The following is a 25,142-nucleotide window of genomic DNA, read 5'->3' as shown; positions in this document are numbered from 1 at the left end:
ATTCAAAATAAAGGAGGATAACTCATGACGACTTACTTACTCCAGAAACAGATGGCGAACGCGGCATACAAGGACTTTATGATGCCTGGAAATGTACGCTTCGGTGTGAATGCGTTCGCGTCACTCGGTGATGAACTTGAAAAGCTTGGCGTGTCGAAGGTTGCGGTAATCAGTGACAAAGGACTTGAGAAAGTAGGGCTAGTGGATCGTACAGTCGAGGTTGTGCGATTGATTGGGGTCGGCACAACGACTTTTACTGAAATAGCAGGTGAACCGACGTTTGATCTTCTCGCACAAGCGATCGCGCATGTAAAAGAAGAAGGGTGCGATGCGATTGTTGGCATCGGAGGCGGTAGTGCCCTCGACGTCGCAAAAGCGACTGCAGCACTTGCGGATGAAGATGATCTTTCAGCTTATTTCAGCGGTGAGAAAACCGTGCAGCAAAGAACAATTTCCTGTGTGCTTCTTCCAACCACATCTGGTACAGGTGCAGAAGTTACGAAGAACGCGATCTTTGAAGATACGGAAAAAGAAGTGAAGCGCGGATTAGTGAGCCCGAGCTTTTTACCAGACGTGGCGATCGTGGACCCAGCGCTCACACTGTCCTGTCCTTCAAGAGTAACGGCAGCATCAGGGGTTGATGCGTTCACACATGCGATCGAATCCTACGTCGCTGTGAATGCTACACCACTCACGAAGATGTATGCCGAAAAAGCGATGAAGCTATTCACACCTAACATCGCAACCGCCGTTCATAACGGGAAAAACCTTGAAGGACGAATTGGCATGAGCTGGGTGAGTATGCTTGCGGGGGTTTCGCTTGCGAATGCTGGGGTTGGAGCCGTTCATGCACTCGCCTATCCACTCGGTGGGAAGTATCACATCGAACATGGCGTTGCGAATGCGCTACTTATGCCGTTCGTTTTTGAAGTCACGGGAGAAACGTGCATGGACGAAATAGTCGATGTGGCGTCCTTTTTACAGCTCGGTGACTTATCCAAGAACCCTCATGATGCGCTACAAGCTGTCGTGTCTTACTTGTACCGATTACTAGGTAAACTCAATCTACCAACCTCGCTTTCTGAGCTTGGTATTTCAAAGGAAGACTTACCTAACCTCGCAAATCAAGCATCAAACATTGATCGCCTTCTCTCAAATACGCCCTACAACTTGAGCGAAGAGGCGATTCTCTCAATCTATATGAACGCGTACGAAGGAGTGAGTAACCGTGATTAATACCTATTCCGTTCAGCAGGCTTACGTTGATGGAAAGTGGATCGACAGTGAAGAAACGGTTGAGCTTCGATCTCCATATTCCGGACAGGTGATCGCAACCGTTCCCCAAGCGAACCGTGAAGAGGTTCTTAAAGCAATCGATAGTGCGGAACGAGGAGCGAAGAGAATGAAGAAGCTCACGTCCCTTGAACGCGCGGAGATTCTAGAAAAGGTCTCCGTTTTATTCAAGGAACGTTCCGAAGAAGCCGCTCGCATCCTTGCGAGTGAAGCGGCTAAACCTTTGAAAGCAGCAAGAGCAGAAGTCGAGCGAACGGTTGAAACGTATAAATTTGCGGCTGAAGAAGCGAAGCGCATCAGTGGCGAAACAATTCCGATGGATGCGGCGAAAAGCGGGAAGGGGCGCGTTGCGTTCACGATCCGTGAACCGCTTGGGGTCATCGCTGCAATCACACCGTTCAACTTTCCGTTTAACCTTGTTGCACATAAACTAGGCCCTGCGATTGCGGCTGGAAACGCGGTTGTGTTAAAACCTGCAAACCAAACGCCACTCAGCGCACTTTTTACCGCAAAGCTATTTGAAGAAGCAGGTCTCCCAGTTGGAGCACTTAACGTTGTGCCAGGAAAAGGTAGCGTGATTGGAGACGTCCTCGTGACAGATCACCGCATCAAGATGGTAACGTTCACCGGAAGCTATGAAGTCGGATTATCGCTAAAAGAAAAAGCTGGGTTAAAGAAAGTCACACTTGAACTTGGATCGAACTCCGCTGTTATCGTTGAGAGCACTGATGACTTAGATGACGTTGTGAAGCGATGTGTTCAAGGAGCCTTCGCGTATGCCGGTCAGGTGTGTATCTCTATTCAACGGATTTATGTGAACGAAGCGTTGTACGAGACGTTTCTTGAAAAGTTCATCACTCATGCGAATTCCCTCCTTATCGGTGATCCGTTGGATGAAGCAACAGATGTATCAGCACTCATTTCTGAGCGTGAAGCAGAACGCATCTCTTCCTGGTTGGAAGAAGCAGAATCAAAAGGCGCACAAATTGCGTTAGGCGGAACACGAAATGGCGGCATCATGGAACCAACCGTTATTGTAAATGGTTCTGAGAAATTATCCGTGAGCTGTAAGGAAGCATTCGCACCGATTGTGAACATCACGCCTTACGAGTCGTTCGATGACGCAATCGCGCTCGTCAATGATTCAGAGTATGGTCTCCAAGCAGGTGTCATCACAACGTCTATCCAGCAAGCCTTCCAGGCAGCGCAGGATATTGAAGTCGGTGGCGTCATGGTGAACGATATCCCAACGTTCCGCGTTGATCAAATGCCTTACGGCGGTGTGAAAAACAGCGGTAGCGGAAGAGAAGGCATCAAGTACTCTGTTGAAGAGATGACGGAACTAAAGCTAGTCTCGTTTAAACTATAAAACTCTTAAATCTTGAAAGGATGGTTTTACAATGCAAACGCAGCAACCAAAGGTGAAGAAAGGCGTATCGAATGAAGACATGGAGAACAACTGGATCGTACGGTTTGATGAACTAAAATCAAAAGCGATACCACTGATGTTTATCGATAGCATTATCCCAGGACACAACCGTTTGAACTATGCGCTCATCGGCGATACGGCGAGTGAAAACGATAAGTATGAGCCTGAAATCACGGAACCACACGGCTTTCAAATCGGGATGGTCAAAGCTCCTCCTGGTAATGGACCAGCGTTTCACTCTCATGACTACATCGAGGCGTTCATGCCGCTGAACGGAAAGTGGCGCTTCTACTGGGGAAATAGTGAAGACGAAATCGAAGGTGAAACCATCATTGAAGAATGGGACCTCATTTCACTCCCTCCAGGCTTATGGCGTGGGTTTGAAAACGTAAGCGATGAAGACGCGTGGTGCTTGGGAATTCTAGAACAGCACGAAGTCTTCGATGGGAAAGACCCATATTGGTCCCCGCAGGTAATCAAAAACGCAGCGAAGCATGGCTTCAACGCTGATGAAAAAGGAAAAATGATCAAGCCTAATCATTATGAAGAGCTCGAAAAACAGATGGCAGAAAAGCTTCGAGCTGGTGAGAAATAAATCGATGGAACATCTTGTTCTCCTACCAGGAACGCTTTGTGATGAACGACTTTTTGCTCATCAGAAGGAGCACCTTACCGATGTGACCGCAAGCATCACGATCCCTGACCTAACACAGTATGAAACGATTACGGACCTAGCGGAATCTGTACTAGAGGAAGCCCCAGAACAATTTGCGCTCGCAGGCCTCTCGCTAGGTGGAATCGTAGCGATGGAGATTATTCGGATTGCTCCAGAGCGGATTAGAAAACTCGCACTGCTAGATTCGAATCCGTACGCACCAACGGAAGCTCAACTAGCGTCATGGGAAAAGCTGATCACAAGAGTAGAGGATGGAGCGTTTAGGGAGATCGTACAAGATCTACTCCCTAACCTGATCCATCCAACTTCACTCACAAACCGTGAACTAACAAATACGATCATTCAGATGGCAGAGGACATTGGCCCGGAGGCTTATATTCGTCAGCTGAAAGCAGTTGGAACGAGAACGGATGCGAGAGAGCGGCTAAAGCTCGTAACGTGTCCAAAGCTCTTGCTCGTTGGTGAAGGTGATGCTGTATGCCCACCTGACTTTCATAAGGAAATGCATGAACTTATTCAAGAATCATCACTCGTCACAATTGAAAACTGTGGACACTTGAGCAGCATGGAAGCACCTGAAGAAGTAACTCGAGCGATGAGAGACTGGCTGAAAGACGAAACGAAAGGAGGGATGGTATGACCAATGCGGTAAAAGACAAGCTAAAGCGTGGAGAACGTGTCATAGGATGTTTTATCGGGATGTACGCTCCGAACATTGTTGAAATGATCGGGTACAGTGAGTATGACTTTGTCGTGATTGACGACGAACACGGCGCGTTCAGCACTTCCGAGCTCGAAAACATGATTCGAACAGCTGATTCTGTCAATCTCGTCCCAATCGTCAGAGTCTCCTATGACCCTTCAAGCATACAAAAAGCACTGGATCGTGGTGCTCTTGGCATACAGGTTCCGATGATCAACACAAAAGAAGACGCCGAGCGAGCAGTCGAGATGGCAAAGTTTCCACCCCTCGGTATAAGAGGTGCAGCTTACTCCCACCGCGCAGCACGTTTTGGGATGGATAAAGGTAAAGCTTTTCTCGACGAATCCGACGATAACATTCTGGTAATCCCTCATATCGAAACGAAGGAAGCTGCAGAGAACTTCAAGGAGATTATGGATGTAGAAGGAATCGACCTTGCATTCCTCGGGACGACGGATCTTTCAGTGAATATGAATTATAAAGAAGAAGGACCAAAGCATCCGGACGTGCAGAAGGTTGTGGAGCGGTTGTATGAGACAGCTAAAGAGAGCAATTATAGAATTGGAACGGTTGCTGGAGATGCGGAAAGTGCACAGAAGGCATTCAATAAAGGTGCTGATTATGTAGGCATTATTGGGGTTTCTGTGATGTTGAGGGCGTTTAAGGATGTGAAAGAGGAGTCTATTAGGAAGTTGGAAGAGAAGGTGTAGGATATAGAGTGTTTGTGCCCCGTTCCATTTAGATGGAGCGGGGTTTTTGTTGTTTTTTTATTTGGTTTAATGTTATTGCATTTCATCGACAATGTTTAAGTCAAACCGGGTAGTGACAGGCACTGTTTGAATAGTCAGCTAGAATATAGCAGATAGTACCTATAGATATTATTCAATCTATCCAGGGTGTGGACGGTTCACGATAGAAGGGTGATTTACTATGAGTATGTCAGAGTTATTACTTCGATTAGGAGTTACATTCGTTGTGCTATTTGCGCTTGCGAGAATAGCCGGCAGGAAAGAAATCAGTCAGATGACGTTCTTTAATTGGGTATCATCTGTCGCAATTGGATCTCTTGCTGCGGATATCGTGGTGAATAAGGAACTAAGTTTATTCCAAGGGGTAATTGTGCTTGTGGCATGGCTTGCGATCCCGATACTGATTGGGTTTATCGATATCAAATTTAAAGGTGCACGTAAGGTGACGACAGGGGAGCCGATCATCGTCATTAGAGAAGGCAAGATCATGGAACATGCTCTTCGCAAAACCCGATTGGATATTGATACACTACGAACGCTTCTAAGAGAAAAAGATGTCTTCCAATTATCTGAGGTTGATCTTGCGATATTTGAAACGAATGGAAAGCTGTCTGTTTTAAAAACCAATCCTCATCAGTTCGTAACGAGAAACGACATGAATGTTTCAAGTAAACCAAAGCAGTTTCCTATTGCGACGGAAGTCATCTCAGATGGTGTCGTTAACTTTAAGAACTTATTTCTGTTGAATCTGGATGAGAAGTGGTTGACTGAACAAATGGATCGAGCGGGAGTTACTTCACCATCCGAAGTTTTCTATGCAGAGGTGCAACAAGATGGGGCAATACATCTAGATATGAAGGATGGTTATGGTGTTCGTTAGGGGCGTGGGGGAAAGTAGGAAAGCTGGGACGATGAACCTGTCCCTTTGTCCCTCTAGATAATTATTGGGACGATGAACCTGTCCCTGTGTCTCATCTTATGTGTCCTAAATGCGGCGTTTCTGAAGGGGTAGAATTTGAAAGTTATGGACCCTTATGTACGTTTTGTAATCATAGCTTTAGTTTTATTTGATGCTAAGCCTGTGACTTACTATGGCAGGCTATTTATATTTCCATAAGCAAAACTAATGTCACTAATCAGCGAAAACTCCGGCTAGCAAACAGGTCCCTAAATAAAGTAATTTAATTACCTTAAAAAGTAGTTGACTTTATTAGGGTTTTCGATTATACTTCAAGTAACCAAAAAATGTCGGTGATATTTTTTAAATTGTTACCTAAAGTAATGTAATTACTTTTATTGTTGAAAGGGTGAGAGTTTATATTGAATAAAGTATTATTGATAGTTGGCAATAACAACAAGTCTTTGAATAAAAAAAGTAAGTAAATGAACATTGAAGTGATTCACCAGTTGGAGATTAAGAAAGAAAACGAATACTTCCCTTCTTTGAAAATATGTATTTGCATTATTTTGTCAGTAGATGCTTGCTCTCAAAAGAATACATGGGAAGACAAAATGTTTGCTGAAAAGCAAAAAACTTCTATTGTATATAGTCGTGGTCAAGCTGCCATAGGTGCTTTGCAACAGGCATTTGCCGAGGTGAAAGGGATTAAAAGACAATTTTCGTCTTGAATTAAGAGGTAATCAAATTACTCGAAAAAATATTGGAGGAAAAACCATGAAAGAAATGAATTTTCAAAAGGCTGTATGGCAAGGGATGGATATTCTACAAAATGAAGAGTTGACGTTGGAAGAAAGTGTTCATATGACAATGGGATCTTTGACACTCATTGTGATTGAAAAGCTTCACCGGGAGGAGGTCAGTGAGCATGAATCCTGGTCGCAAGTTACTCGAAGTGGTTACAACATAAAGCCCCGTTTAATCAAAGCTATGGAAATTGCCCAGCACACTTTTCCTGTTCTTCAAGGGACCTTCAACATGGAAATTATTCAGAAATTAGATGAAGGGGTGTTGTTTCAGTTTGTAAGTGTCCTGAATAAATACCATGATCCTGAAGCAGAAGGTATTGCACGAATTACTGAAAACTTCTTGTATCATTTTCTGGAAGAACAGCGCTCTAAAGCGGAGCAATTGATTGCTCCACGGTCCATCAATGAATTACTTTCAAAGTTGTTAGGTGTACAAAAAGAGAGTGTATATGACGGTACAGCTGGAACGGGGTTGTTACTGTTGGAGGCTTATAAACAGGCAAAACAAGCTGGAGAAAATGTAACCGTGTATGCCCAAGATGTTAATGAAGATATGGCAGCCATTGGTAAAATGAATTTGTTTATGCATCAGGTTCAGAGTTTTGAGTACGAGGTAGGAGACACATTAACAGAACCAAGATTCACAGATGAGTACGGTTTGAAAGCATTTGATTATGTAACCATGAATTTTCCATTCGGTTTGACTTGGAAGCCCGAGTTAGTAAAAAACGAACTTTATGGTCGTTTCGTGTATGGGCTTCCTCCTAAAAAAAGTGGAGATATGGCGTTCATCTTACATGCTATTGCGTCTTTGAAAGAACAAGGTAAAGCAGCGTTCATTGTTCCTCATGGAGTATTATTCCGCGGTGGAGCAGAAGGGAAAATTCGAGAAGAATTAATTCGGAACGATTTGATTGAAGGGGTTATCAGTTTACCTTCCAATTTATTTTCCTTTACGGCCATTCCTCTGGCTTTGTTGATTGTAAATAAAGCTAAAACAGAAGAGAGGAAGGAGAACATTTTCTTTATCGATGCTTCCGCAGAATTCAAGAAAGAGCGAGGCCGCAATTATTTACGGGATCAAGATACAAAAAAAATTATAGAAACTTTTATTAGTGGGAAGGAAATCCCGGGATATAGTAAGTTTGTTAGTAATTCCGATATCCGAGAAGGTTCTTTGAATATTCATAGATACTTCGATATAGATGATGTAGATTCTCTTATCGGAAAAGTCACGGTGAATAGGAAAAGTTTTCTGAAATCTGAGTTGCCAAAGAAAGCATTACACGATGTAGCTGAAATTTATCGAGGGATGAATATGCCATCGAAGGCAAAACAAGAGGAAGAAGGCACAAGATATAAAGTGATACAACTTACAGACGTTCAAGATGGAGATATATTGTGGGATCAGTTACAAAAAGTACCTTTAAATGATAGAAGAAAAGCCGAACAATACTCTGTCCAGAAGGGAGATATTCTCGTTTCAGCACGAGGTGCGGCGATTAAGATTGCAGTAGTCTCCGTAGTAAAAGAGGGTGCTATTCTGTCTCATAACTTCATTGGCCTACGACCGATGGACAATACGCATCCTCAGTTTTTGAAGGCTTACTTGGAGAGCCCGGTCGGTCAATACTACTTGAATTCTTCACAAAAGGGAACTGCTGTAAAAGTGATCAGTATAAAAGAAATCGCAGATGTACTGGTTCCAGCGCTACCTTATGAAAAGCAAAAGCAAATTGGGGAATCATTTGAAAACACGGATAAGGCCTATAAGCTAGCATTAAAGGAAGCTGAGGAAAAAAGGGTGCAGGATTATCATCAATTGTATCGGGATATGGAAATTTCTGTAGCATTTGAACAAGAAAAGTAATCTGCAATTTAGGGGGAGGAATTAATATGATTACAAAGACGGATACTGACATTAAGACTATGGCGATTCATTTAGCGAAATGCGAGTCCGAAAAAGAAGTAATTGATTTTTTGAAGGAAATGGATTTATGGGGTAGCAAACACTGGAGGAGTTATGGCGATAATGAAAACAACTTTTCCGTCATAGGGAACCAACAGAGCTCTCCGGATGCTGCTTTGGTGGAAAAGTTGATCAACTCCGTAGATGCTGTATTAATGAAAGAATGTTTTATTAATGTAGTAGACCCTACATCGGACTTTGCTCCCAAAGATGTGGACGCAGCTCTATCGACTTTCTTTGAAATCCCCGAAGGAAAACTCTCTAACCTGGATAGTAGAGAAAGAACCAAGCTAGCGGAAAATATCAATTTTGTGGCTACGGGTAAGAAATCCAAACCGAATTACACGATTATTGACAAAGGCGAGGGGCAATCTCCAAAAAGCCTTCCTAATACTATTCTTTCTCTAAATAAATCTAATAAATTGAGGATCCCATTTGTGCAAGGAAAGTTCAATATGGGTGGTTCTGGCGTATTGCAGTTTTGCGGGGACAATAACCTGCAATTGGTCATTTCAAAGAGACACCCACAACTAAATAAAGATGATTCTTCTCAAGAGTGGGGAGTAACTGTTGTTAGAAGGGAACCTCCTACTAAGGGGAAAAGGAGCTCTGTCTACACGTACCTTGCTCCAGGAGGTAATATTTTAGGGTTTAAAGCAAACGAATTAGAGCTGCTCCCCTCTAAAGATAGCGCATTTGGAGAAGCGATGGAATATGGAACATTTATTAAGCTGTTTGAATATAAGGTTCCAGGTCTTACTACGAATATTCTCTTTGACCTTTACAACAGGTTATCGATGCTAATGCCAACACTAGCTATGCCCATTCGTTTTTATGAAAGAAGAGATTATAAAGGGCATACATTGGAAACCACTTTATCCGGTTTGAATGTCCGGTTAACAGAGGATAAGAGAAGCAACATTGAAGAAGGGTTTCCGCTCTCATCTAGAATAACTATTAAAGGGCAAGAAATGAAACTTTCAATTATTGCCTTCAAAGAAGGTAAGGAAGAGAAGTATAAAAAAGGTGAAGGCATTATATTTACAGTCAATGGTCAAACGCATGGGGATATTCCAAAAGCGTTTTTTACTAGGAAATCCGTCGGAATGGGGGCACTCGCCAATTCTTTATTGATCATTGTGGATTGTACACAATTGGATGGTCGTTCCAGAGAAGACCTGTTTATGAATAGTCGTGATAGATTAAGAGAAGGGGAGCTTCGCAAGTTGATTGAAGATGAGTTGAGCCATTTAGTGAAAAATCATGCGATGTTGAAATCACTTCGTGAAGAGAGAAGGAAAGAAGCTTTGGCAAACAAACTGAGTGATGACAAACCATTAACTAACCTTCTTGATGATATTATGAAAAAATCTCCGACCTTATCAAAGCTCTTCATTTCGGGTCAAAGACTATCAAACCCTTTCAACTTAGAGAAAACTGGTGAATCGGAAGACTACCAGGGAAAACAATTTCCAACCTTTTTCAAGCTGAGACAAAAAGGAAATAAATTTTATACCAGAACAGTACCGAAGAATGTTAGAGCAAGAATACCTTTTGAAACCGATTCAACTAATGATTATTTTGATCGTAGCAGACAACCAGGAGAAGCCACTTTGCTACTGAATGGCGAGAGAGTAGGCACGTATAATATTAATTTGCACGATGGAGTTGCTACGTTGAATGTGAGGCTTCCAGACGATGCAAAGGTGAATGAAGAATACACCTACACCCTGGTAGTTACGGATGAAAGTAGATACGAACCTTTCCGAGAAATATTCAAACTAGTTGCTGAAGAAGATAAGAAAAACACAAGTAATGGCGGGAAAGGTAAACGAAAGAAGGGGTCAGGTTCTAATGACCAAAAGAATAGGGAGGAGCAATCGAAGCTTGCTTTACCTAATATCTTCGAAATTACTCGTGAAGAGTGGGAGAAGAAAAATTTTAATAACGAATCTGCCCTGAAAGTCGAAAACAATGGAGAAAGTGGCTATGACTTCCACATCAACATGGATAATATCCATCTCACAACGGAACTAAAATCAAGGTCTCAAGATGTTGAATTAATCAAGAATAAATACAAATATGGGATGGTCTTGATTGGGCTAGGAATTATCAATAGTACGGAAACGGAAGAGGATAATGAGGATCCAACTAATAAAGTGGAGGAAATCACCCGAATGATTTCTCCTATACTCATCCCAATGATAGAAAATCTAGGAGGATTACAGGAAGAGGAATTATAGTCTATAGATTGCCAAGAGATAAGGGAAGGACTGGAGTGGTATTCAACCCTTATCTCATGTAATTTATTGAGTTAGTGAAAAGTTAAATCTTTCTACTACTAGAAAACTGGTATGTAATGGTAAAATAGAACTAATAGAGTATTTTTTAGTGTTAGTGTATTGAATACATCTTAGGAGGAGCAACTCGATGATTACAGGGGAAATAAAAAAATAAAATTGATAAAATATGGGAACATTTTTGGACAGGAGGAATAACTAATCCTTTAACTGTAATTGAACAGTTTACTTACTTACTATTTATCAAAGGGTTAGATGATACCCAACAACGGAAAGAAAGACAAGCCTTAATTACAGGAAAACGAGTGGAAAACCTTATTTATACAAAAGAACAAGAGCGTTTACGGTGGACAAATTTTAAAGAAGAAAAAGCGGAAGACATGTTTACGATTGTTAAGGACGAAGTCTTTCCCCATATGAAAAAAGTGGGAGAGCAAACTTCCCGCTTTAGTAAACACCTGGAAAATGCGGTTTTTGTGATTCCGACTCAAAGACATGGGGACAGGTTGCTTGTCCCACTCAAAAGTCTAAAAATGATGGAATTTATTGGTGAGTGTTACTAACCTGCTTACCACGTTAATTCTATTTACAAATGAAGCGCATGATTCGATCCAATGCATATAGACGAAACACCTGTCCCTGTGTCTCATCGCCAGCAATCCTAACTGGATATTTATGTTAATATTTTTGTAACATCTTTTGGAAATCGATCCGAAGAAGAAAGGGTGTGGTCTTGATGAAAATAAACATCATTTACATCATCAATTCGATTATTAGCGGCGTGATAGCAGTGCTGATCTCTACCTTTTTTGCTGGTGGGGCGATTGCCGAGAACTATACTGATAAAACGTGGGTTGCACCCGAGTTTTTTGTGATTCTCCTTATCTGGGCGCTGGGATTTCTAGTCGGTCTGTTCATTTTTCGTGGAAAAGCTCGTGGGATGTATTTGTTTTTATCTATTTTAATCACCAGGGCATCGATTCCACTCGGAGTACAGTTGGGCGCTCGTTTAGCTACAGCATCGTAGGTTTATAGTTTTTTAGATTGGAATTATCATGAACAGAGGTGAATGATGAGTACTCATAATCAGACGTCTAGATTCAAAATTTGGCGAATGAAATATGTATCTTTTGTGATTGATCATTCACTGAAAGCTAAGCCTATATTGAGTTTGCAATCACGGTTGGGGGAAGAAGGAAGATTTCTAAAAGCCGTGAAGGAGAGTTCGAAGCCGCTTTGTCTTTTAATATCAGATTAGAGCATAAGGTAGTATGGAAAAAGATCAGCCACGGGTTGATCTTTTTTCTCTATAGTGGAGGAGAGTGAAACTTTTATCAAGAGAATTGAAAAAAACTCTACGGTTCTGGATGCATTGTTCTTTGAAAAGCTGTTCTAGAGTAAAATGGCCCTTCCCCAAACATCTACCAGGTGGTGACAGGTACTGTTTGAATAGTCACGGAAATCAAGGGGACGGTGTTTGTGATTAATCTAAAAAAGCAATGCCAGCATTTTAGGGAACAGATATAGTAGTATACTGGCTGAATGAAGAGAATTGGTATTCCCATAAACATGTTAAACTAGTTACATAACTTGGAAAAGGTCAATTTATATAAAATGTTTAAGGAGAGTCGAGATGAATTTAAACCAAACCTTATTTTCAACAAATAACTACACCGAAATAGCTTACAAAAGATACTTATCCTTTAAACAAACAGCCACTTATGATGAGTCCTATAAATTCGAAATCCTATCAGAACTAAATGAATACATCAGAAACATTGAAATTACACCTCAATCGGTCGGAGATATCGCACGAAAATTACAAAAGGAAAATCCCACGACAGGAAGCTTTGTCCACTGGAGTAACACAGCAGACCTGACGGAGTATGCTGACGCAAAGCCTGAAGAAGTGGCGACTCTTTGGAACGGACTCTATGATATTTCCATGCCGTTAACAGACAGAATAGATCAATTTCGTGAAAAAGGAAAAGCATTTAAACCAACAATTTCATTAGGTGCGCCTTTGTTCGGTTATCTCCTGGCTGCTTATGATTTCACAATGTACCCCATCTATAAAGAAGAAGTTTTTAAAGACATAAAGAAGGCTTATGGCATTGAAAGTAAATTTGGAACGGTTAGTAAGAACTATGTAGAATACCTAACATTTTGTAATGAGGTACTAGAGAAGTTACAAGAAAACTATTCCAGTCTTACTATGCTTGATGTTCAAGACTTTTTCTTTTGTAGTACCCAGTATGACAAAATCGTTCTTGAATCTGCTGTGGAGTATGTTTACGGAGTCGCTCAGAATCTCCATCACTTTAAGAAAGAACCTGCATCTCTATTAGAGACGATTAAACAATTCGATAGAGAGTCAATGGAAAGCCTAAGGAAGATTTACCTTAATGGAGAGAAGATTAATAGAATTAAGTACCTACTGGTTGAAGCAATACTTAATAACAAGGATGTTACTATAGCTGATTTAGAAAGAATAAAAACAGAAGTTAATGAGCAATACGATACTAACATTCTTAATTCCTGGAATAACTTCACCATCATGTTTCAACTATATAACATAAAAATAAAAGAAAAGGTGAAGGAAGAGTTGCGGAAGGTTCATGAGTGTACTACTCATTTTGAAGAACTCAGCGGATTTACGTTTACTCCTGGAAAAGTGTTGAACGACTTTAGCTGGAATCAAAATTTTGGAGGCTCGCGCTGTTGGATTGCAGTTTATGAAGAGAAGTACAATAATCACAAAATAGCTCCTCAGTTATTTTTGAGCATCTCCGGAGACCAAGGGTTAAGTTATGGTTTAATGTTTGGATCAGAGCATGCACGAGCAGGAGAACATGAGATTGATACGATTAAAGATGTCACTCAATTTACGTATGAAGACTTTAAGCAAAAGTTAGTTGAAGTATCTACTATATTAAATGAAGAGACATCTGATGTAACATCTAATATTCGTGACATTGAGCTTAATAAAGAAAAATGGATTGAACTCATGAATGTTCACGAAGTTTTTAAGAAAAGCGATTTTACTTACCTTTTTAAAATGCATGAATTAGGGGGAGAGGGTTCTTCGAAGGACCTTTCCTTATCTCTTGGTATTCACCCTACTTCGTTTACTACTCAGATGGTCTCTCTCAGCAAACGGATTCTTAAAGAACTGGGTACACCTATATCTAGTGATCATATCAATGAAGAGGAATACCAACGAGTACTTTTCACGGGTGAGTATACAGATCTGCAACAGTACAAGTGGAGTTTGAAAGATTCGCTTCAGCAGGCGATTGAGATGAAGTATGAAGAAACAGAGGACGAGTCCTATACGAAGCATGATTTCCTCAATGAAGTATTTATGGAAGAGAAGGCTTATGACAAGCTAGCAAACTTATTAAATTACAAGAAGAACATCATCTTACAGGGACCTCCTGGTGTAGGAAAGACGTTTGTGTCAAAGCGTCTAGCATATTCTCTTATGGAAGAGAAAGATGATTCGAGAGTAGAGATGATTCAGTTTCACCAGACTTATTCTTACGAAGATTTTGTGATGGGGTACCGCCCTGGAGATAAGGGCTTTTCTCTAGAGTACGGTGTTTTTTATGATTTTTGTAAACGAGCTGAGGAAAATCCTGAGAAAGATTACTACTTCATCATTGATGAAATTAATCGAGGTAACTTATCTAAGATATTTGGTGAGTTGTTTATGTTGATTGAACGCGACAAACGAGAAGAATATGTCACAATGGGTTACTCCAAAGAGAAATTTACGGTTCCAGCTAATGTGTATTTAATTGGGACAATGAATACAGCTGATCGGTCGCTTGCCCAGTTAGAGGTTGCGTTAAGAAGAAGGTTTGCGTTCTATACGCTTACTCCAGCTTTTAATGAAAAGTGGAAAACGTATATGGAGAAAAAAGGTGTTTCTAAAGAAATGGTGGAACGAATCGCTTCAGCTGCACAGAAATTAAACGCTAAGATCGCTAGTGATTTCCAACTGGGAAGAGGATATGAAATTGGGCACTCCTTTTTCACTTCTACATTAAATAGTAGAGACGAAGAGCATTGGTTCCAAACAATTATACAGTTTGAGATTCTACCTCTATTAGAAGAATATTATTTTGATCGTCCTGAAGAAGTAGAGTCATTGATCGAGGGAATTTAAGTGAACAAAGAATTCAAGGTTCCAATAAGAAATTTGTTCTGTATGCTGAGCTACGCCAACAACATGCCAGAATTAATCCAGAGTATGAATGATGTCGATGAAGAAATCATAAATTATGACTTTTTGGCAGAGCGATTTAACAAAGAAGCGAAAGCACTAATCCGAAGAGGATTAAGTAAGGGTTATATCAGTCACGTCGAAGAAACAAATCGACTAGGTGGAAGACTTCTACTCACAGAGTCCATGGCTAATATTTTGGAAAAGAAGCCGATGGTCGTTTGTGAAAAAGATGATTATTCAAGGGATATCATCAGTAACCAAATAATGAAGCAAACACTTCAGGGGTTGTTTGAGAACCGTCTCGTTCAAGAGACTACTAGAAAAGAAAGCTACCTTATTTGGGAGCGGCTACCTGAAGTATCAACCATTCATTTGAATAAGAAAATCTTTAGTAATCTAATATCTAATCGAAATAACTTGTATTACAAACCCATGATTCACCTTGCAAAGATGTTATATGAATTACAGCTGCTATCTCATAAGAGTGGTGAATGGTCTCTATTCACTGCCAGCTTGCAAGATTCAGATTTGAATCGGATCTTCGAGGAGTTCTTGCTTCGCTTTTATCAATTAGAACAAAATGAATATCATGTTCAATCGGAAAAGTTGCAATGGAAACTCAAAGGTAACACTGCTCTTCTTCCAGGGATGAGGACAGATGTATCAATGACTCATAAGAATGGAAAAGAGAAGGTTATTATCGATGCTAAGTTTTATCGAGAGATCTTTCAGACCTACTATAATAAAAGCTCATTCAGAAGTGGGCATATGTATCAGTTGTTTACTTATTTAATGCATCAGTCTAAGAACCAAAAGTTACGGGGGATATTGCTTTATCCTTATAACGGTAGAGTAGTTGATGAAGTTTATGAGTGGAGTGAGAATATCTCAATAGAAATAAAGAGTATTCATTTAAATGAAAGGTGGTCGGAGATCTATCAGAGCTTAATTAGAATCATACAGCTTAGCTAATATACAAAAGAAAAAGAAGGCAGAGAACTCTCTGCCTTCTTTTTCCATTATCTAGGTCAAGGTTCATGAAAAAAGTGGTATAATACCATATTATACCTATTGCTTTCGTGGAGGGAGAAAAGATTTGGCCATCACTGTACCTGATACAATACGGACAACTGCCACTAGAGGAGAACGTGTGCTCTTCAACACATTAAAGGAATACTTGGATGATGATTATATTGTTTATTATGAACCTGAAATAAAAGGGAAACGCCCAGATTTTTTGATAATTGGACCTTATTTAGGACTACTTGTATTAGAAGTTAAGGATTATACGTTAAGTACTCTTCATCGCCTAACACATGATGAATGGGTTATTAATAGTAGTAATGATGGCATGGTTACGGTGAAGTCTCCCCTAAAACAGGCGAGAGATTACATGTTTACAATTCAAAATCTACTAAAAAAGGATAGTAACCTTACTCAACAAGAAGGGAAGTATCAAGGTAATCTTAAATTCCCTTGCGGTTACGGGACAGTGTTTACTCGTTTGACACAAACCCAATGTATTAAATCAGATCTATATGAAGTGATTGATCCAACCTTTTTATTAACAAGAGGTGAGATTGATCCAGATCAAGACGAATTTAATGAAGAGCAATTAGTTGAGAAATTATTAAATATGTTTACCATTTCATTTCGATTAAAAGAACCACTATCAGAAGAGGAAATAAAAGGAATACGCTATCACTTGTTTCCAGAAGTACGGATTAGCCGAGAGTTTAAACAACCTGCTCCATATCGAGATCAGTTGTTACTATCTCTACATAATTTAGAAACTATGGATCTTCACCAAGAAAAGCTAGCGAAACAAATAGGTGAAGGTAATCGGCTTATACGTGGAGTTGCTGGTAGTGGAAAGACACTTATTCTTGCGAGTCGAGCTAGATTAATTAAGCAACAACATCCAGACTGGAAGATTCTAATTCTCTGCTACAATATTTCTCTATCCAGATCAATTGAAGCGATGGTTCGTGCGAAAATGGAAGAACCAACAGATTTATTTGAAGCAGCAATGGAAACGGAAGATCGCTTTGAAGGAATTAATGTAAGGAATTTTCATGAATGGTTAAAGAAAGATCTGCGAATCTCTGAAGCTAAGCTCCCGATAATAATTGAGAAACTTGAAAAGGGAGAATCCATATTACCTAAATATGATGCTATTTTGATTGATGAAGGTCAGGACTTTGAAGCCGATTGGCTAAAGCTTGTTAGTCTTTTATTAAATGATGAAACCTCTTCTATGTTATTAGTAGAAGATCGTGCTCAAACCATCTATCAACGGGGGCGCAATTATTTGCAAAATATTGGGCTTGATTTTAGAGGACGATCAAAGATCCTACAAATCAACTATCGAAATACATCACAAATTATTCAATTTGCTTGGGAATTCTTTCAAACACATGCAGAATCAAAAAAAGTTGTCTCAGGTCAGTTAGAAGGTCAGGAGATTATTCCACCTCAAAGTACACGCAGGAAAGGACCAGAACCAGCATTAGTTCGACTATCAAACTGGCAAGACGAAGCCAGGTATGTTGCAAAGACAATGCGAAAATTACATGTGGAAAAGAAGGTTCCTTATGAAGAGATGCTTGTTTTGTATAGAGTGAAGCGCACTTATAAAGTTGAGATAGTAGATACTCTAAAACGTATCTTCTCTGAGCAAGAAATACCTTATACATGGATAACAGAAAGTAAAGAATCCAAACGGTTGTATCAAAAAGACGACGGAACTGTTAAGTTATCAACCTTTGATAGTAGTAAAGGACTTGATTTCCAAGCAGTGTTCATTGTCAATGCAGATAATATGCCTTTCGCTCTTGAAGAGGATAAAAATCGAGAAGCAGCTCTGATGTATATTGGAATGACAAGAGCGATTGAGTATTTGATGATTTCTTACAGTGGTCGTTCTGAGTATACAGAGTATTTCAATAAAATAATCGAAAAACGAGAAAAAGAACAGAGTGTTGAAAATAAATCAATTCTAATCAATCAATAATGGTACAGTTACTAAGCCGGACAATACTACCAACTTCTTTTTAACTTCGCTTTTCTTTATTAGGAAAGCGAAGTTTTTATCGTTATGGGATAATGTAGGTTACAAAAAGCTTATTAAATCTAGGGTCTTAGGATAGTTTCTAAATGTCTGTTACAATATGGAAAAGTAATAAGAAGGTGAAAAGATGCTTGAAAAAATAGTGCTTAAAAAGTTAAGCGAAGTCAAAGTTGTTGAAACTCTAGGAACAGCACAAATTAATAGAATCACACAAGTAGATGAAAAAGGATTTTATATTGAAACTAGAGCTTCAAAAGAAAAATTCGAAAATGGAATAAAAGAAAAACCTTGGGAACTAATATCAACAGCTTTCATTTTAGAAGCATGGGAGGAATTTAAGAGAGCAAGGGTGGCAGCCTCAAATGATTTTATTAAAGCTAAAGGCCGGTCTGCTTTCATTATGGCTCTTTTTTCTCAATTGCCTTTCGTTAAAAAGACTAAAAAAGAAGGCAAGCTAGCAATTGCTTTGGAGAATTACTTTACAGATCAACTCCCAGAAGCAAGTTTAGATCAATCCTTAACTCTACTAAAAGAAATTTCTGTTGGTGAAGTAAATCCCCAACAGCTTAACAATCATTTTACAGAGGATAAAACGAAACGATTAAAATCGAGAGCAAGACAAGGACTCAAACTGTTAGGTTTTCTAAATAATAATTACAAAGCTAATGAAAAGCTTATCCAAGAATATCGCGATAGCAATGCTAGAAAAGCGATATTGAGAAATCAGATGAAAGAACATAATTATTTCAATCTGGTACTAAAGCTCCTGTCTAATATTTCTCAAGTCACTAAGGATGAGAAAATAAGAGCGATTAAGGAATTAGGGATGCTAATTGTTCAAAATTCAAGAGGCGATAATCTGATGGTAGAATCGGTTGCTGATACACGAACAAGATACATGTTGTCTTGGATGGAAACAGCTGGACTACTAGATGAGGAGTTGAATACAGTAATGGAAGAGCGCATTAGACCTCTCTTGAATGAAATTATGCAAAATTATGTCGATGCAAGAAGTAGTAAATTTGCAAACCACCCACTAGGTAAGGTTGTGAGGAATGATTTAGTAGAAGCAATCTATAAACTACCATTTCTCGATGAGGATACATATACGGTTAAAGGATCTGTGGGACAAGGTAACTGGGCAACAGTACCATGGCTAGCCATCATGAATAACAGAGTGACAAAGACAACACAAAAAGGATATTACATTGTCTACTTATTTAGTGAAGACATGAAGCATGTCTATTTAACTTTAGCGCAAGGAGTAACAGAAACTTCAAAAGAAGACATGCAAAGAATAAATAGGGAGATTCAGAAACATATTTCAATGGAAGAGGTCTCAAAAGGGAATAATTATTACTTAGGTGAAAGTAAGAAAGCCAGAGATTATGTAGAATCTACTGCAGCATATATTTCATACTCATTTAGTGATTTACCATCAGAGGAAAAGTTAACTAAGGATCTAAGAAAGATGGTAGGGTACTACGAGAGTTACATAAATATTAAAGGAACTAAGGATAGTGACTTGCCAATTGGTGATAGTCCTAACTACACTAATCAAGAACTAGTTTCACATATTAACTCTTACATATCCAGCAAAGGCTTCCACTACGAAAAAGAAGAAGTAGAAAACCTCTTCCTATCTCTAAAAACTAAGCCATTCGTCATCTTATCTGGAATCTCGGGAACTGGTAAAACAAAAATCGTTCAGTGGTTCGCAGAAAGCGTAGGAGCAACCGAAGAGAATGGTCAATTCACTCTAATTCCTGTGCGTCCAGACTGGAGCGACGGATCAGATCTATTAGGTTATGTTGACATTAAGGGTGAATTTCAAGAAGGACCTTTAACTAGAGTGATACGAGAAGCGGCTAATAATAGAGAAAAGCCTTACTTTGTATTGTTAGATGAAATGAACCTTGCGCGAGTCGAGTATTATTTCAGTGATATTCTTAGCGTTATGGAAAGTCGACGGTGGGAGAATGGGAGACTTGTTACCACTTCTGTGCTACCAGAAGAAACGTTAGGAGAGCATTTAGGTATTCCAGAAAACTTGTTTGTTGTAGGTACGGTGAATATGGATGAGACGACACATCCTTTTAGTAAGAAAGTGTTGGATCGGGCAAATACGATTGAGTTTAATCGAGTGAATTTAAATAACTTTTCATTCTTAGAAACTGTAGAAGAGATTGAGCAGCTTGAGGTTCAAACTGAATTGCTTAGTGGGAAGTACTTACATTTGAAGGATGCTTATGAAGACAATAAAGACATTGTCCATAAAGCGACAGATCTGCTTGTCGACATTAACAAACTCCTAGAGCGAATTGGGGCACACGTTGGTTATCGAGTACGAGATGAGGTTTGTTTCTACTGCATTTATAATGAGCAAGGAGGCTTAATGTCGTTCGAAAACGCATTTGATTATCAAGTGCTTCAGAAGATCCTACCACGTCTAGCAGGTAGTGATGCGAGAGTCCTTCATGTTTTAGAAGATCTTTATACTTTGCTTTCAGGTAAACGGGTTTCTGATGACCAACTTGATCATCTGTTGGTTGGATCAGAAAAGCCTAGTTATCCAAAGTCAGAACAAAAGCTGCTTGAAATGATAAGGAGGTTCCGTGAAGATGGCTTCACTTCCTTCTGGACTTAATCGTGAAGAAGTTGAGCTTGTTGTCATTGAAACAGACTATCTTACTCTTTATTTAAAAGGAAAACCTTATCATGAACGATATGAAACGCTCATGCAGTATCACAAGCGCTCTTATTATCAAGATGAAAAGATGGAGCTAGAGGTAACGGCAAAGAACCTTCAGTCTGTTCAAGTGTTTGATGTTCAGCGCGGTGAATTAGTTGAAAAGGATGAGCATGCACCGATATTTTTTGAAAACGTCGTTTATCAGCTCGTTGCTTTTTCAAAGCATGGAAAGTCTCTCCGTTTCCATCATGAACACCCGGCTTTGAGGCGAGCGATTAGTATGGTGAAGGCTGGTAGAGATCCCATTCTGATGGGGAACCTCCAGTTTAAAAATGAAGTAGGGTATTCTACATTTGAGATTTATGATGGTGATAATAAGCTAGTAGAAGTCACGATTGAAGTCTTCCCATCAAAGCTGAATTATAAGGAAGATTATACAAAGTTACTCAAAGAAGTGAACGATGAAGTTTATAATCTTGCTTATCATTTTGTAAAAAAGACGTATGTGGGTGCAGTGACAAAGGTAGAGGAAAAGCCTACGTTAGCCGAGTTTTATCGCCTAATTCAATCGCATTTTCAAGATTTTCTTCATGCGCTTAAACGGATTGAAACTCAGCCTCATCATGAATTGAAGACGATTCATGAGCACGTTCGAGGGGATCGGTTGCGACGAGTTGATTCTAGAGGTAGAAGCTACTTGCGAAAAAGACCTCATCTCCTGCAGGAAGTCCCTAACGGAATTGAGATTGGTAGGAAGTCGTATATGCCAACGAAAGGGATAGGCACTAAGAAGGTTCTATCGTATGACACTCATGAAAACCGTTTTGTGAAATGGATGATGAATCGTCTACTAAACAAGTTAGACGATTTACGGAAGAAAGTTGCTGACCCAGGTTGGAGAAATGTTGAGATTGATGAGGAGTTATTAGGACAAGTCGATGCGATGAAAAGGGAGTTAGAGAGAAAGCTCCGCACCCTTTTTTGGCGAGAGATAGGAGAGCTAGATCGGTCGGTTATGAGTTTAGTCATGCAAATGGCACCTGGTTATCGCGATTCATATAAAATCTTCTTAATCTTATCTCGGGGATTAGCGCTTGATGGTAAGTTCTATCAAATGTCTGTAAAAGATGTTGCGCTACTTTATGAATACTGGACATTCTTGAAGATTGGGCAGATATTGAGTAAGAAGTACATACCAGTTAAACAAGATATTATTAAAGTAAATCGTGATGGTTTATTTGTAAATCTAGTGAAAGATAAGTCAGCAAGTAGAGAATTCAAGCATCCGTTAACGAACGAGAAGATCATTCTAGAGTTTCAAATGAAAGACGGCAAATTGCCAACCGTAACGCAAATGCCAGATACGGTTCTTAAGATTGAGAAGAAGGGTAAGAATCACAAGTACCATTACATTTTTGATGCGAAATATAGAGTAGACTTTGCGGTGAATGGAAGCTACTATGAGCGGAATTATAAGTCGCCAGGCCCATTAGAAGACGATATTAACACAATGCACCGTTATCGTGATGCGCTTGTCGTGCAAGAAGAGGGGCCGTATGAACGGTATGCATTCGGTGCATATGTCTTGTTCCCATGGTTTGATGAGGAGATCTATGTAGAGCACGATTTTTATAAGAGTATCAATAAAGTAAACATTGGTGGATTGCCATTCTTGCCTCAATCTACGCAATTGGTCGAGCAATTTATTGAAAATCTCATAGAGAAAAGTCCTGAAGAAATTCAGCAAGAGGGAATTCTACCGCGTGGCTCATTAGAAGAATGGCATTCTTCTCTAGACGAGAAAGTATTAGTTGGCATGGTGCCTAGGGAGAAAAATTATAATGCTCATATCCAGCATCGGTTTTATCATGTCCCTGTTAAGCAACTTAAAAAAGGGTGGCAAGAAGCAAAGTATGTTGCGCTCTATCCAAAAAAAGGTGCAGCTAAAGAGAATGGTGTCACCTGTTATGGGAAGATCGTGAACGTAAACTTTTTGAAACGATCTGAGATTAGAGAACTTCCTAAAACTAGTTCAGAAGAATATGTTCGGTTTGAAGTAGAAGCATGGAACATGCTAGATAAAGTGATACGCCCAGTTGGGTATGGAATCTCTGTTTATACGCTTACTTCGCTCAATACATTAGAAAATGCAAGAGAACTTCCAGAGTTATTTATGAAAACAAAGGAAGAAGTAACGCTTTGGAGGATGTTGCGGAGGTTCTCAAATAAGGTTTCAACAGAGTTAGACAGTACTCATTTGGATCGTGCTAGTGGGATTACTAGTTATCGGATGAAAGATGTAAGGCTCCGGATTGATAGGGGTAATGAGTTGGTCGTTATTGAACATCAAAGTGGAGTTAGTAAAATTGAACTAAAATGGTTAACTCAAAATCCTACTCATGTGTTTAAGGAAGTAACGAATTATATAGATGATGGTTTTTAACCACTTACTAAAAAGCATAGCCTTCAAAAGCTATGCTTTTTATATGTGCCGGCATGTACTTAACGAATCTAGAAGACGCTTCTCAATTACAACTAACAAAGAAAAAGCCGCTGTTTAAATAGAAAAGCAAAACTAGTTATTGACGGAAGGGTATCAGAGAAGTATAGTAGTTTAATGTAAATAGTAAAGATTACGATTTGTGAGAGGGACTTGTTCATTAAGTGTGGGGGGACTTTTTTGTTTTTTAAATCGTAATCATTTTGGTTTGATTCGTTCACTGAATCGTGACGGGTGCTACATAAGAAGTTCATTCTGAAGGAGAGTGCATTGATGAAAAAAAAGAAGGTTTTAGGGGGCCTGCTACTGGCTCTGCTATTGGTTATCACAGCTTGCAACAATGAGGTAGGGACTGAGGGAGAAGAGAAAGGTGAGTCAACCCCAGAAGATAAATCATTAACGCTGCTATACAGCTTTGCCTCAGAAACGATCGATCCGCATCAAGACTGGATGGGGGTACGTGCCGGAATCGCGGAAACGCTTGTTAAGATCGATGAGAATCTTGAGATTCAGCCATGGCTTGCAGAATCGTGGGAGCAGAAGGACGAAACAACATGGGTATTTACGTTACGAGATGATGTGACGTTTCATGATGGCTCCAAAATGGACGGAGAAGCGGTCAAGGCTTCGTTTGAGCGTGCGATTGAAGTGAATGAATCGCTAGCTTCCGCTTTGAAGATCGAGGAGATGGAAGCGGATGGACAGCAAATCACGTTTAAGACAACAGAAGAGTATCCTGCTTTCTTATCAGAGCTCGTTCACACCAATGCATCGATCATAAAGACAGATGCTGAGAATATCGGTGAGAAGCCGATTGCTACGGGTGCTTTCCAAGTAGAGAGCTTTTCCTCTGAAGAAAAAATCCAACTAACGAAATATCCGGAGTATTGGGATGGAGAGGCGAACTTGAATCAAGTCAACATCACGTTCAACTCCGATGGAAACGTTCGGGCGCTAGCGCTTCAATCAGGGGAAGCGGATATCGCATACCACTTGCCTCCAGAATCATTGGAGCCCATCGAGAGTCAGAATGACTTGCGCGTCGAGTCGGTTGCTAGTTTACGAGTTCATTTCTTTCTCTATAATTCAGCCAAACCTGAGCTGCAGGATGTGAAGGTGCGACATGCGCTTGATCTGTTAGTGAATCGGCCGGTCGCTGTTGAGGAAATCATGAATGGTCACGCTACAGCTGCCAGTGGACCATTTAACCCAGATTTCGAGTTTGCGAGTGAGAAAGAGCCTGCAGCCCATGATCCTCTGAAAGCAGAGAAGCTGTTAAAAGAAGCAGGCTATGAGAAGAATGCGGAAGGAAAACTTGAGAAGGATGGAAAGCAGCTCGAATTGACGTTAGCAACGTATCAAGGGAGACCTGAACTTCCAATGATGGCGCAATACTTCCAGTCAGAGGCTGCTAATCTTGGGATCAAGGTCAACGTCATGACCGTTGAAAACATTGATAGTTACCTTTGGGAGAAGCAGCAAGAATGGGATATGGTTACGTATTCCAATTTAACGGCGCCTCGAGGAGACGGTGGCTATTTTCTAAATGTATCTTATTTGCCTGACGGTTCTTTAAATCCAGGTCAGATTAACATCCCTGAGGTGAATAACTTAACGAAGCAGCTGAACAAGGAAGCTGATCCTGAACAACGAAATGACTTGCAGAAACGAGCGGTTGAAATCGTTCAAGAAGAAGTACCGCAGTCCTTTATCCTTCATCCTCATATTATTGTCGGTGTGAATGATCGGGTGAAGAATTGGAAGCCGGGATCAGAAGAGTATTATTTGATTACAAATGAAATGGATGTTGAATAAAAGAAGAG

The 25,142-nt window shown here is 40.0% G+C and carries 17 protein-coding genes; all 17 read left to right on the top strand.

The features are described 5' to 3' along the window. Positions 1 to 24: 24 nt before the first annotated feature. The 17 genes from ACXAEY_RS15700 to nikA all read left to right on the top strand — a co-directional run bounded on the left by ACXAEY_RS15700 (position 25) and on the right by nikA (position 25,134). Positions 25 to 1,236 (top strand): iron-containing alcohol dehydrogenase, encoded by a 1,212-nt coding sequence (locus tag ACXAEY_RS15700; RefSeq protein WP_474813201.1) that lies wholly within the window; start codon positions 25 to 27, stop codon positions 1,234 to 1,236. Continuing rightward, positions 1,229 to 2,662, top strand: a complete 1,434-nt coding sequence (locus tag ACXAEY_RS15695) for an aldehyde dehydrogenase family protein (protein WP_474813199.1) — start codon at positions 1,229 to 1,231, stop codon at positions 2,660 to 2,662. The genes ACXAEY_RS15700 and ACXAEY_RS15695 overlap by 8 nt, the downstream gene beginning before the upstream one ends. A gap of 31 nt (positions 2,663 to 2,693) precedes the next feature. Then, positions 2,694 to 3,317, top strand: a complete 624-nt coding sequence (locus tag ACXAEY_RS15690; protein WP_474813197.1) for a cupin domain-containing protein — start codon at positions 2,694 to 2,696, stop codon at positions 3,315 to 3,317. 4 nt (positions 3,318 to 3,321) lie between these two features. Then, complete coding sequence (locus ACXAEY_RS15685) at positions 3,322 to 4,038, top strand: alpha/beta fold hydrolase (RefSeq protein ID WP_474813195.1); 717 nt, start codon at positions 3,322 to 3,324, stop codon at positions 4,036 to 4,038. After that, positions 4,035 to 4,811: an HpcH/HpaI aldolase family protein gene (locus tag ACXAEY_RS15680; RefSeq protein ID WP_474813194.1), complete on the top strand. Its 777-nt coding sequence runs from the start codon at positions 4,035 to 4,037 to the stop codon at positions 4,809 to 4,811. The genes ACXAEY_RS15685 and ACXAEY_RS15680 overlap by 4 nt, the downstream gene beginning before the upstream one ends. A 220-nt stretch (positions 4,812 to 5,031) precedes the next feature. Then, positions 5,032 to 5,730, top strand: a complete 699-nt coding sequence (locus tag ACXAEY_RS15675; RefSeq protein WP_474813192.1) for a DUF421 domain-containing protein — start codon at positions 5,032 to 5,034, stop codon at positions 5,728 to 5,730. A 503-nt stretch (positions 5,731 to 6,233) separates the two neighbouring features. Beyond that, the gene (locus tag ACXAEY_RS15670) at positions 6,234 to 6,479 is read left to right on the top strand and encodes a hypothetical protein (RefSeq protein ID WP_474813190.1); all 246 of its coding nucleotides are present in this window, start codon (positions 6,234 to 6,236) and stop codon (positions 6,477 to 6,479) included. A gap of 46 nt (positions 6,480 to 6,525) precedes the next feature. Next, complete coding sequence (locus tag ACXAEY_RS15665) at positions 6,526 to 8,427, top strand: N-6 DNA methylase (RefSeq protein ID WP_474813189.1); 1,902 nt, start codon at positions 6,526 to 6,528, stop codon at positions 8,425 to 8,427. 26 nt (positions 8,428 to 8,453) lie between these two features. After that, positions 8,454 to 10,769, top strand: a complete 2,316-nt coding sequence (locus ACXAEY_RS15660; protein WP_474813187.1) for a hypothetical protein — start codon at positions 8,454 to 8,456, stop codon at positions 10,767 to 10,769. Between the two features lie 215 nt (positions 10,770 to 10,984). After that, complete coding sequence (locus tag ACXAEY_RS15655; protein WP_474814854.1) at positions 10,985 to 11,389, top strand: type I restriction-modification system subunit M N-terminal domain-containing protein; 405 nt, start codon at positions 10,985 to 10,987, stop codon at positions 11,387 to 11,389. Between the two features lie 173 nt (positions 11,390 to 11,562). Further along, complete coding sequence (locus ACXAEY_RS15650; protein ID WP_474813185.1) at positions 11,563 to 11,853, top strand: hypothetical protein; 291 nt, start codon at positions 11,563 to 11,565, stop codon at positions 11,851 to 11,853. A 606-nt stretch (positions 11,854 to 12,459) separates the two neighbouring features. Beyond that, entirely contained in the window at positions 12,460 to 14,997 is a 2,538-nt protein-coding gene (locus tag ACXAEY_RS15645; RefSeq protein ID WP_474813183.1) for an AAA family ATPase, read from the top strand. Further along, positions 14,998 to 16,029 carry an McrC family protein gene (locus tag ACXAEY_RS15640; protein ID WP_474813181.1) on the top strand — a complete coding sequence of 344 codons (1,032 nt, stop codon included), beginning with the start codon at positions 14,998 to 15,000 and terminating at the stop codon, positions 16,027 to 16,029. Positions 16,030 to 16,153: 124 nt separating this feature from the next. After that, the gene (locus tag ACXAEY_RS15635) at positions 16,154 to 18,070 is read left to right on the top strand and encodes a 3'-5' exonuclease (protein WP_474813179.1); all 1,917 of its coding nucleotides are present in this window, start codon (positions 16,154 to 16,156) and stop codon (positions 18,068 to 18,070) included. A gap of 184 nt (positions 18,071 to 18,254) precedes the next feature. Further along, positions 18,255 to 20,774, top strand: a complete 2,520-nt coding sequence (locus tag ACXAEY_RS15630) for an MrcB family domain-containing protein (protein ID WP_474813177.1) — start codon at positions 18,255 to 18,257, stop codon at positions 20,772 to 20,774. Next, complete coding sequence (locus ACXAEY_RS15625; RefSeq protein ID WP_474813176.1) at positions 20,749 to 23,262, top strand: DUF2357 domain-containing protein; 2,514 nt, start codon at positions 20,749 to 20,751, stop codon at positions 23,260 to 23,262. The genes ACXAEY_RS15630 and ACXAEY_RS15625 overlap by 26 nt, the downstream gene beginning before the upstream one ends. A gap of 330 nt (positions 23,263 to 23,592) precedes the next feature. Continuing rightward, complete coding sequence (nikA, locus tag ACXAEY_RS15620; RefSeq protein ID WP_474813174.1) at positions 23,593 to 25,134, top strand: nickel ABC transporter substrate-binding protein; 1,542 nt, start codon at positions 23,593 to 23,595, stop codon at positions 25,132 to 25,134. Positions 25,135 to 25,142 lie beyond the last annotated feature (8 nt).

The organism is Anaerobacillus sp. ABA4_114 (genome assembly GCF_056159065.1).
This window is presented reverse-complemented; position numbering and strand designations above follow the sequence as displayed.